The 9,501-nt window shown below is 60.7% G+C and carries 8 protein-coding genes; 5 read left to right on the top strand and 3 right to left on the bottom strand.

What is annotated here, in order from left to right; all coding sequences use genetic code 11:
• Positions 1-130: 130 nt before the first annotated feature.
• On the bottom strand, positions 131-2,977 hold the full coding sequence (gene rapA, locus FBY02_RS16610; RefSeq protein WP_144929301.1) for an RNA polymerase-associated protein RapA: 2,847 nt from the start codon (positions 2,975-2,977) through the stop codon (positions 131-133).
• Between the two features lie 247 nt (positions 2,978-3,224).
• On the opposite strand from rapA, the gene FBY02_RS16605 reads away from it, so the two are divergent.
• From FBY02_RS16605 to ccoM, 3 genes are all read left to right on the top strand, one after another.
• Positions 3,225-3,566 (top strand): aspartate-semialdehyde dehydrogenase, encoded by a 342-nt coding sequence (locus FBY02_RS16605; protein ID WP_144929299.1) that lies wholly within the window; start codon positions 3,225-3,227, stop codon positions 3,564-3,566.
• A 94-nt stretch (positions 3,567-3,660) separates the two neighbouring features.
• A complete protein-coding gene (locus FBY02_RS28135; RefSeq protein ID WP_178111905.1) occupies positions 3,661-3,822 on the top strand; it encodes a hypothetical protein in 162 nt (53 codons plus the stop codon).
• Between the two features lie 144 nt (positions 3,823-3,966).
• Entirely contained in the window at positions 3,967-4,083 is a 117-nt protein-coding gene (ccoM, locus tag FBY02_RS28600) for a cytochrome c oxidase subunit CcoM (RefSeq protein WP_306085252.1), read from the top strand.
• Between the two features lie 265 nt (positions 4,084-4,348).
• Here ccoM and FBY02_RS16600 read toward each other — a convergent pair whose 3' ends face one another.
• Both FBY02_RS16600 and FBY02_RS16595 read right to left on the bottom strand, forming a co-directional pair.
• Positions 4,349-5,824, bottom strand: coding sequence for an inorganic phosphate transporter (locus FBY02_RS16600; RefSeq protein ID WP_055128078.1), 1,476 nt, complete (start codon positions 5,822-5,824; stop codon positions 4,349-4,351).
• 353 nt (positions 5,825-6,177) lie between these two features.
• Positions 6,178-6,378 carry a hypothetical protein gene (locus tag FBY02_RS16595; RefSeq protein WP_080686273.1) on the bottom strand — a complete coding sequence of 67 codons (201 nt, stop codon included), beginning with the start codon at positions 6,376-6,378 and terminating at the stop codon, positions 6,178-6,180.
• Between the two features lie 561 nt (positions 6,379-6,939).
• On the opposite strand from FBY02_RS16595, the gene pcaR reads away from it, so the two are divergent.
• On the top strand, positions 6,940-7,782 hold the full coding sequence (pcaR, locus tag FBY02_RS16590) for a pca regulon transcriptional regulator PcaR (RefSeq protein ID WP_047701834.1): 843 nt from the start codon (positions 6,940-6,942) through the stop codon (positions 7,780-7,782).
• A 130-nt stretch (positions 7,783-7,912) separates the two neighbouring features.
• Positions 7,913-9,259, top strand: coding sequence for an MFS transporter (locus FBY02_RS16585; protein WP_144929297.1), 1,347 nt, complete (start codon positions 7,913-7,915; stop codon positions 9,257-9,259).
• Positions 9,260-9,501: the final 242 nt, after the last annotated feature.

Below are 9,501 nucleotides of genomic sequence, written 5' to 3'. Positions count from 1 at the left end.
GTCCAAGGCCAGGGCGGCCGAGGACAGTGAAGATTTCCAAAACTCGGTATCCGGTAGATCGTAAGGCCGCTCCGCTTAAGTGAACAGCATTACGCATCGCTGCGGGCCTTTTTTGTATTACCTGGGCTGATCAGCCCGCCACCAACACCCGGATCGCTTCCAGGCGCAGGGCAGCTTTTTCCAGCATCGCCAGGCCTTGTTCGCGCTGTTTGCGCAGGGCGACCAGCTCGCTGTCGCGCACGGTCGGGTTGACGGCTTGCAGGGCGGTCAGACGGGCCAGCTCTTCATCAGTATCGGCAGCCAGGCGGCGTTGGGCTTCGGCCACGCGTTCGGCATGCCGCAGGGCGACTTTCTCTTCACCGGCATTGATGCGCGGCGTGAGTTGATCACGCTGGGCCTGGATGAACTTGTTGGCGCTGGCACGGGGTACGCTTTCGAGCTGATCGTTCAAGGTCTCGAACGACACCCGGGCCGCCAGGTCGTTGCCGTTGCTGTCCAGCAGGCAGCGCAGGGCGGCCGGAGGCAGGTAACGGCCCAGTTGCAGCGAGCGTGGGGCTACCACTTCACTGACGTAAAGCAATTCCAGCAGCACGGTGCCGGGCTTGAGGGCCTTGTTCTTGATCAGCGCGACAGCCGTGTTGCCCATGGAGCCAGACAGCACCAGGTCCATGCCGCCTTGCACCATCGGGTGTTCCCAGGTGATGAACTGCATGTCTTCGCGCGACAGTGCCTGGTTGCGGTCGTAGGTGATGGTCACGCCTTCGTCGTCGCCCAGCGGGAAGCTGGCATCGAGCATTTTTTCGCTCGGCTTGAGAATCAGCGCATTGTCCGAATGGTCCTCGCTGTCGATGCCGAACGCGTCGAACAAGGTTTCCATGTAAATCGGCAGGGCGAACTGATCGTCTTGTTCAAGGATGGCTTCCACCAGTGCATCGCCTTCCCCGGCACCGCCGGAGTTGAGTTCCAGCAAACGGTCGCGACCGGTGTGCAGCTCGCTCTCCAGGCGCTCGCGTTCGGCGCGGGCCTCGTCGATCAACGCTTGCCATTGGCCATCGTCGGCCTCTTCCAGCAAGGGCAGCAGGCGCGGACCGAATTGATGCTGCAAGGCGTTGCCGGTCGGGCAGGTGTTGAGGAAGGCGTTCAGCGCCTCGTGGTACCACTGGTACAGCCGCTCTTGCGGGCTGGTTTCCAGGTACGGCACGTGCAACTCGATGGTGTGCTTCTGGCCGATCCGGTCCAGACGACCGATCCGCTGTTCCAGCAGGTCCGGGTGAGAAGGCAGGTCGAACAGCACCAGATGATGCGCGAACTGGAAGTTGCGCCCTTCGCTGCCGATTTCCGAGCAGATCAGCACCTGCGCGCCAAACTCTTCGTCGGCGAAGTACGCGGCGGCACGGTCGCGCTCGAGAATGTTCATGCCTTCATGGAACACCGTGGCCGGGATGCCGGAGCGCACGCGCAAGGCATCTTCCAGGTCCATGGCGGTTTCGGCATGGGCACAGATCACCAGGACCTTGGTGCGCTTGAGCATTTTCAACTGGTCGATCAGCCACTCGACGCGTGGGTCGAATTTCCACCAGCGTTCTTCTTCGCTGGCATCCGGCTGGGCCTGGAAGCTGACTTCCGGGTACAGCTCGGCGTGATCGCCCAAGGGCAGCTCGAGGTATTCGTCCGGGCATGGCAGCGGATAGGCGTGCAGCTTGCGCTCCGGGAAGCCCTGGACGGCGGCGCGGGTATTGCGGAACAGCACGCGGCCGGTGCCGTGGCGGTCCAGCAACTCGCGGACCAGGCGGGCGCTGGCTTCGACGTCGCCATCATTGACGGCGGTCAGCAGCGCTTCGCCTTCGTTGCCCAGGAAACCGTGGATGGTCTTGTGGGCCTCGGGCGAAAGGCGGCCTTTGTCCAGCAGCTCCTGGACGGCCTCGGCCACCGGGCGGTAGTTTTCGCTCTCGGCGCGGAAGGCCTTGAGGTCGTGGAAGCGGTTCGGGTCCAGCAGGCGCAGGCGGGCGAAGTGGCTGTCCTGGCCCAATTGTTCCGGCGTCGCGGTCAGCAGCAGTACGCCGGGGATCGTCTCGGCAAGCTGCTCGACCAGCGCGTATTCGGGGCTGACCTGATCTTCGTGCCACACCAGGTGATGGGCTTCATCGACCACCATCAGATCCCAGCCGGCGGCGAACAGCGCGTCCTGGGCCTTCTCGTCGTCCACCAGCCATTCCAGCGCCACCAGCGCCAGTTGCGTGTCTTCGAACGGGTTGCTCGCATCGCTTTCGATGAAGCGTTCTTCATCGAACAGGGCAACCTGCAGGTTGAAGCGCCGGCGCATTTCCACCAGCCACTGGTGCTGGAGGTTTTCCGGAACCAGGATCAATACGCGGCTGGCGCGTCCGGACAGCAGTTGGCGATGGATGACCAGGCCGGCTTCGATGGTCTTGCCCAACCCCACTTCGTCCGCCAGCAATACCCGCGGTGCAATGCGGTCGGCCACTTCCCGGGCAATGTGCAACTGGTGGGCGATGGGCTGGGCCCGAACGCCACCCAGGCCCCAGAGTGGGGACTGCAGTTGGCGGCTGGTGTGTTCCAGGGTGTGGTAACGCAGGGAGAACCAGGCCAGCGGGTCGATCTGGCCGGCGAACAGTCGGTCGCTGGCCAGGCGGAACTGGATAAAATTCGACAGCTGGGTTTCCGGCAGGGTGACAACTTCGTTCTGCCCGTCGAGGCCGTGATAGACCAGCAGCCCGTCGACATCATCGACTTCGCGCACGGTCATTTTCCAACCTTCGAAATGAGTGATCACGTCGCCCGGCGAGAACCGTACACGTGTAAGAGGCGCATTCCGTAGCGCGTACTGGCGAGTGTCGCCAGTGGCCGGGTAGAGCACGGTCAACAAGCGGCCGTCCTGTGCCAGAACGGTGCCTAAACCCAGCTCGGCTTCGCTGTCACTGATCCAGCGTTGCCCCGGTTGATACTGCTGCGCCATGCTGCCTGACTCCCGCCTTGAAAAAGCCGGTTATCTTAACGGAATGATCCCTCAGACCAAAGGAATTACGCACGTAACGGACTGTTATGACCGCCACTTCCTCGACCGGTCCGATGGAACTTCAGCAAGTTTCGCGATCAAACAGGCTTGTGCCTGCCTTGCATTAATGCCAACCGGGTCACAAGTTTCGGACCAGCGGTTCAAGCCTCCTGCGCCGCAGCCGATAGCCTGATGACAGGAGACTTTTATGTTGCTACCCACGCTCCCTTTGAGCGCCGTACCCATCACTGCACAACAGGATCCAGTCCGCCAGCGACCGGACATCCCGCCTGTGGTCCCGGTACAGCAAACCTCCAGCGAAAGCACCATCGACCTGCAAAAGCGCGATCCGGAAGAGGCTGCGCTGTTGTTGCGCGAGGAGCAGCGTCGCCAACAGGAGCGTGACAGGCGCCGTCGCGAGGCCGGTGAAGACCCCGAGGAACACCTGGCCATACCGGGGACCGAGCTCAACGCCGATAACACCGTGCCGGTGAAGCCCCTGATCGACGATGAGGCGCGCCAGGGCCTGTGGGTCGATATCCAGATCTGATGCCTGTAGTTGTCCACGCACGCAGGCTGGTCAACGCAGCCGATAGCCCCCATCATGGGCATATTCGCACTTCACTGCATGATGCCGACACGCCATGAGCCAAGACGACAAACTGGTTGACCTCAACGCTGAGCGCGCCAAGCGTGTTCACGACCTCAACGAAAAACGCCTTAACGAAGTCCGTCAGGCTTTCGAGCAAGCGATGCCCCTGGGCAAAACCAAGAAAAAGCCCAAGAGCAAGCCGAAAAAACGCTGACTCCTCTCGATCCATTGATGCAAATCAGTTATTCCCCTTCCTTTTCGCTCGGTCGCGAGCGTTATTGACCCCGGTCAATGTTCACCCTGGCTCGATTGGTTAACCTGGCTCCAACACAACAGGGGCGGGACCAGGAGGCCAATCATGTTTTTCGACAATGTGGTGTTTGCCGGAATGTTGACGGTCGGCTTCATGTTCGTATTTTTCGCCGTTTTTGGATTATTCATCTGGAAAGATGCACACAGGCGCAAAAAGCCGTAAGTCTTTCCAACTGCAACGAGCACGCAAGGCATTTTGGGCGACTTCGGTCGCCCTTTTTTTGTGTGAAATTTCTGTCTGCACACAATCCCCTGTGGGAGCGAGCCTGCTCGCGATGGCGTCAGTTCAGCCAATATCAATGGTGGTTGACCCACCGCTATCGTCGGATCGCCGCCCGGAGCAGGCTCGCTCCCACAGGGATAAAGCAACTGGCATAAAAAAAGGTGCGACCCCGCAAGGATCGCACCTTTTTTGTAAGGCGCTGGAATCAGCTGCCCAGGGCCTTGGAAGCCAGCCAGAACAACCCGGCCGACAGTGCCACCGTTGCCGGCAGGGTCAGCACCCAGGCCAGCAGGATGTTACGCACCGTGCCGCCTTGCAGGCCGCTCTTGTTGGCAATCATGGTGCCGGCCACGCCGGAGGACAGCACGTGGGTAGTGGATACCGGCAGGCTGAAGACGTTAGCCAGGCCGATCATGCACGCCGTGGTGATCTGCGCCGACATGCCCTGGGCGTAGGTCATGCCCTGCTTGCCGATTTTCTCGCCGATGGTCAGCACCACACGCTTCCAGCCCACCATGGTGCCCAGGCCCAGCGCCAGGGCAACGGCCAGGATCACCCAGAACGGGGCGTATTCGGTCGTGGCGGTCAGGTCCTTGCGCAGTTTGTTCAGGTCGTCTTTTTCGCGGGCCGCCAGGTTTGGCAACTTGCCGACCTTCTTGGCCGTGTCGTCCAGGCAGAGCAGGTAGCGGCGAACCTCGATGCGGCTTTCCGACGGGAGCGAGTGATAATCGGCCACGCCCTTGAGGGTGTCGAGCAGCGCGTTGATGGTGGGTTCGGTCTGCTGCGGGTTGCAACGGAATTTCTCCGGCAGGTCGCCCGGCACGCTTTTGCCCAGCGCCAGGTATTCGCCCAGGGATTCGCTGTTGCGCTGGTAGAACTGGCTCAGGTGCAGGGTCGCGTCACGGGTGCGCTCGATCTGGTAGGTGGTGCTGCTCAGGTCGAGTACGAATTGCGCCGGCACGATGCCGATCAGCACCAGCATGATGAGGCCGATACCTTTCTGACCATCGTTGGAACCGTGAACGAAACTGACGGCCATGGCCGAAATTACCAGCACCAGGCGGTTCCAGAACGGAGGATGCTTCTTGTCGTCGATCTTGCGACGTTGTTCCGGTGTCTTGTGCATCTTCGACAGCGGTCGCCACCATTTCAGGCCAATCAGCACCAGGGCTGCAATCAGGAAGCCGGCCATGGGCGAGAACACCAGCGAGGCGCCGATATCGATCGCCTTCTGCCAGTTCACACCGTCACCCAGCGGGATGTCGTTGATCAACGCGTTGGCCAGGCCCACGCCGAGGATCGAACCGATCAACGTATGGGAGCTGGACGCCGGGATACCGAAGTACCAGGTACCCAGGTTCCAGGTGATGGCGGCAGCGAGCAGCGAAAACACCATCGCCAGCCCGTGTCCGGTGTTCACATTGATCAGCAGTTCCACGGGCAACAGGTGGACGATGGCATACGCCACGCCCACGCCGCCCAGCAGCACGCCGAGGAAGTTGAACACCCCGGAAAAGAACACCGCCAGGTGCGGCGGCATCGCTTTGGTGTAGATAACAGTGGCAACCGCGTTAGCGGTGTCATGAAAGCCGTTGATGAACTCGAAGGCGAGGACAAAAGCCAGGGCGAGCAAGAGGCTCACAAGCACCCAAGCATCCAGTCCGCTGAATAAATCGATCATGAAGGTTTTCTGACCCGGTCATAAGGGGGCGCGATTATGCCAGAAAACCACGTTGATCGATGCACTGCCTGCTCATTGGTAACATTCTTCAACGAAATAATTTGTAGGAAACCTTCTGGGAGCAGGTTTTTCGAGGGCGGCGCAACCCATTGATTCCGGGGTTAAAAGCCAGGTGAGCGAGGGGCGCCGAGGCTGAGCAGGGCACCACGTAGTTGTATGAAATATCTGAAAAGAAAGTCAGTTACGACTTCCTCCACCCTATGGCGGAAGGAGAGGGCGGCCCGCTCATGACGGGCGGCCAGCGCAGTGTCCGGTCGGGGTGGCGACCGGATACTGTTTCCACGGAAAGCGTGTTATCGCTCTTCGGGCCTGAGTTCCTTTTCCATTTTCTGAAGTTCCTGGGAAAAGGCCTGATCCTGAACAGTGGCGCGTTTACGCCAGGGTTTGCGTTCCGGTTCAGGTTGGGCGGCGTAGGTGGTGACTTCCCCGCCGTAAACTTCCTTGTAACGTTGTTCCTGGCGCTCAAGTTCCGCGCGCAGTTCGTCTTTCGTCACAGTATTACCTAGCAAAGTGAATTGAATCTGGTGATACGCACTGCATGTATCCACGCAGACGGCCACGGCACCAGAGCTGACAGCTGACGTAGCATCAGGGCTTCGTGTTGTTGCCGATACAGGGGAAGCGGCCATGGGGCTTCAGGCACCTGAGGACGGAGCGGGCCGATGGGCCTTGCCGTCACTGAGTTGCATTATAGCGGTCCACCCGAAGAACACTATCGGGAAATACTAAAAGGGCGGATTGTTATGTGAACCCATGTTTGCATGTGCAACTTCTGGCAATTACGTTTCAAGCAATACCATCGGTGCCGATACCCTCGCGCCGTTCAAGGCGACAAGTTCAATATTGCAACCTCGTTGTTCAAAGTCAAATGTGCCTGATGCCGCTGTTCAGATTCATTATCGGATTCGCGGGCGGTCGGGCAATTTCCGCGGTCGGTTTCGTCGATTGCGATTATCGGCCCGGAGTTCGATAATCGCACGGTCTTGAGGGGCCAGCCCTTGTCGTACCTCAGGCCGCCGTTTGTAATGACCGTCATTGCCGGGGAAGTACCAGACATGAACGACCAATTGCGCAACGCCTTCTCTTCAGTCGCGCCACCGATTGTCGCCTCACCGGCCAAACGGATTCAGGCCCTGACCGGCGACCCGGACTTCATGACGTCCCTGGCCCGCGGGCTGGCCGTGGTGCAAGCCTTCCAGGAGCGCAAGCGGCACCTGACCATTGCACAGATCAGCCATCGCACCGAGATCCCTCGTGCCGCCGTCAGGCGTTGTCTGCACACGTTGATCAAGCTCGGCTACGCCACCACCGACGGGCGCACCTATTCGCTGCTGCCCAAGGTGTTGACCCTCGGCCACGCCTATCTGTCGTCGACGCCGCTGGCGGTTTCTGCCCAGCCGTACCTGGATCGCATGAGTGAGCAATTGCACGAGGCCTGTAACATGGCGACCCTTGAAGGCGACGACATTCTCTATATCGCCCGATCGGCCACCACCCAGCGGCTGATTTCCGTGGACCTGTCCGTCGGAGGACGCCTGCCGGCCTATTGCACCTCCATGGGCAGGATTCTCCTGGCGGCCCTGGATGATGCTTCGCTGCGTGATTATCTCGACCATGCCGACCTGCAGGCCAAGACCAGCCGGACGCTGCACACCCCCGAGGCGCTGCTCGAATGTCTGCAGCAGGTGCGATTGCAAGGCTGGTGCATCGTCGACCAGGAGCTGGAGCAGGGCCTGCGGGCCATTGCCGTTCCGGTCTACGATGCTTCCGGCCAGGTCGTGGCGGCGCTGAATGTCAGTACCCACGCCGGACGTGTCAGCCGCACGGAGCTGGAGCAGCGGTTCCTGCCCAGTCTGTTGGGGGCCAGCCGGGACCTGAGCGCGCAGTTGTTCGCTTAAGCTGTTCGATAAACGCACAGAGACGTCTCGGGTCAATTGACGGTATTTATCCAGCCTCATTAATGTCGCGGCAGCGTCATCCGGCGCAATCGGGTCCGATCTGCCCGGCACAATAATAATGAGAGATACGATGAACCAGCCTCAGACCTCCGTAGGCCATTGCCTCGACGTACAGTCCTTCATCAATGCGCAACCCATTTCGCGCTACCAGTGGCGTGTGGTGATCCTCTGTTTCCTGATTGTCTTCCTCGATGGCCTCGACACGGCGGCCATGGGCTTCATTGCCCCGGCCCTGTCCCAGGATTGGGGCGTCGATCGCGCCAGCCTCGGCCCGGTCATGAGCGCGGCGCTGATCGGCATGGTTTTCGGTGCACTGGGCTCAGGGCCACTGGCTGACCGCTTCGGGCGAAAAGTCGTGCTGGTGGGCGCGGTCGTGCTGTTCGGTGCGTTCAGCCTGGCGTCGGCGTACAGCGCCAATGTCGAGCAGTTGCTGGTGCTGCGCTTCCTGACGGGCCTGGGGCTGGGCGCGGGGATGCCAAACGCCACCACCTTGCTTTCGGAGTACACCCCGGAGCGCAAGAAATCCCTGTTGGTGACCAGCATGTTCTGTGGGTTCAACCTGGGGATGGCCGGCGGCGGCTTCATCTCGGCCAAATTGATACCGGCGTTCGGTTGGCACAGCTTGCTGCTGATCGGCGGGATCCTGCCATTGATCCTGGCGGTGGTGCTGCTGTTCTGGCTGCCGGAGTCGGCGCGCTACCTGCTCGTGCGCAATCGTGGCGCTGACAAGGTACGCAAGGCCCTGGCGCCGATCGACCCGGCCACCATTGCCCAGGCGGCCAGCTTCAGTGTGCCCGAGCAGAAAACCGTGAAGGCCCGGAACGTGCTCGCGGTGATTTTCTCCGGCACCTATAGCGCCGGTACGTTGCTGCTGTGGCTCACCTATTTCATGGGCCTGGTGATCGTTTACCTGTTGACCAGTTGGCTGCCGACGCTGATGCGTGACAGTGGCGCGAGCATGGAGCAGGCCGCTTTCATCGGTGCGCTGTTCCAGTTGGGCGGTGTCTTGAGCGCGGTGGGCGTGGGCTGGGCGATGGATCGGTTCAATCCCCACAAGGTCATCGGCTTTTTCTACCTGATGGCCGGGTTATTTGCCTACGCCGTAGGGCAGAGCCTGGGCAGCATCACCCTGCTTGCCACCCTGGTGCTGGTGGCCGGGATGTGCGTCAACGGCGCGCAATCGGCGATGCCTTCCCTGGCGGCGCGCTTCTACCCGACCCAAGGCCGGGCCACGGGGGTATCGTGGATGTTGGGCATCGGCCGGTTCGGTGCCATTCTCGGGGCCTGGATGGGCGCGACGCTGTTGGGCCTGGGCTGGAACTTCGAGCAGGTATTGACCGCGCTGGTCGTTCCAGCAGCGCTGGCGACCGCAGCAGTGGTGATCAAGGGCATGGTCAGCCATGCGGATGCGACCTGACTCGCGTGCTGATTTTTTGTGGGAGCGGGCTTGCTCGCGAAGGCATAGGTACATTCAACATCTGTGTTGGCTGACACCCCGCTTTCGCGAGCAAGCCCGCTCCCACAGGAATTTTGCTTCTCTGGATTAATCGATAGCCAAACAACAATCTGTTCGATAAACGAACACTCAGTCGATTATCGGATTGTTTGGGCTTTTCCCGCAGCTTAATCTTCAGTCACTCCGGCGCTGAACCTCGCGCC

This window comes from Pseudomonas sp. SJZ078 (assembly GCF_007828255.1).
Classification (GTDB): Bacteria; Pseudomonadota; Gammaproteobacteria; order Pseudomonadales; family Pseudomonadaceae; genus Aquipseudomonas.
This window is presented reverse-complemented; position numbering and strand designations above follow the sequence as displayed.

Bases quoted from the DNA above. Each gene is read 5' to 3' on its own strand.
- rapA (WP_144929301.1), bottom strand. From the start codon at position 2,977: ATGGCGCAGCAGTATCAACCGGGGCAACGCTGGATCAGTGACAGCGAA.
- FBY02_RS16605 (WP_144929299.1), top strand. From the start codon at position 3,225: ATGTTGCTACCCACGCTCCCTTTGAGCGCCGTACCCATCACTGCACAA.
- FBY02_RS28135 (WP_178111905.1), top strand. From the start codon at position 3,661: ATGAGCCAAGACGACAAACTGGTTGACCTCAACGCTGAGCGCGCCAAG.
- ccoM (WP_306085252.1), top strand. From the start codon at position 3,967: ATGTTTTTCGACAATGTGGTGTTTGCCGGAATGTTGACGGTCGGCTTC.
- FBY02_RS16600 (WP_055128078.1), bottom strand. From the start codon at position 5,824: ATGATCGATTTATTCAGCGGACTGGATGCTTGGGTGCTTGTGAGCCTC.
- pcaR (WP_047701834.1), top strand. From the start codon at position 6,940: ATGAACGACCAATTGCGCAACGCCTTCTCTTCAGTCGCGCCACCGATT.
- FBY02_RS16585 (WP_144929297.1), top strand. From the start codon at position 7,913: ATGAACCAGCCTCAGACCTCCGTAGGCCATTGCCTCGACGTACAGTCC.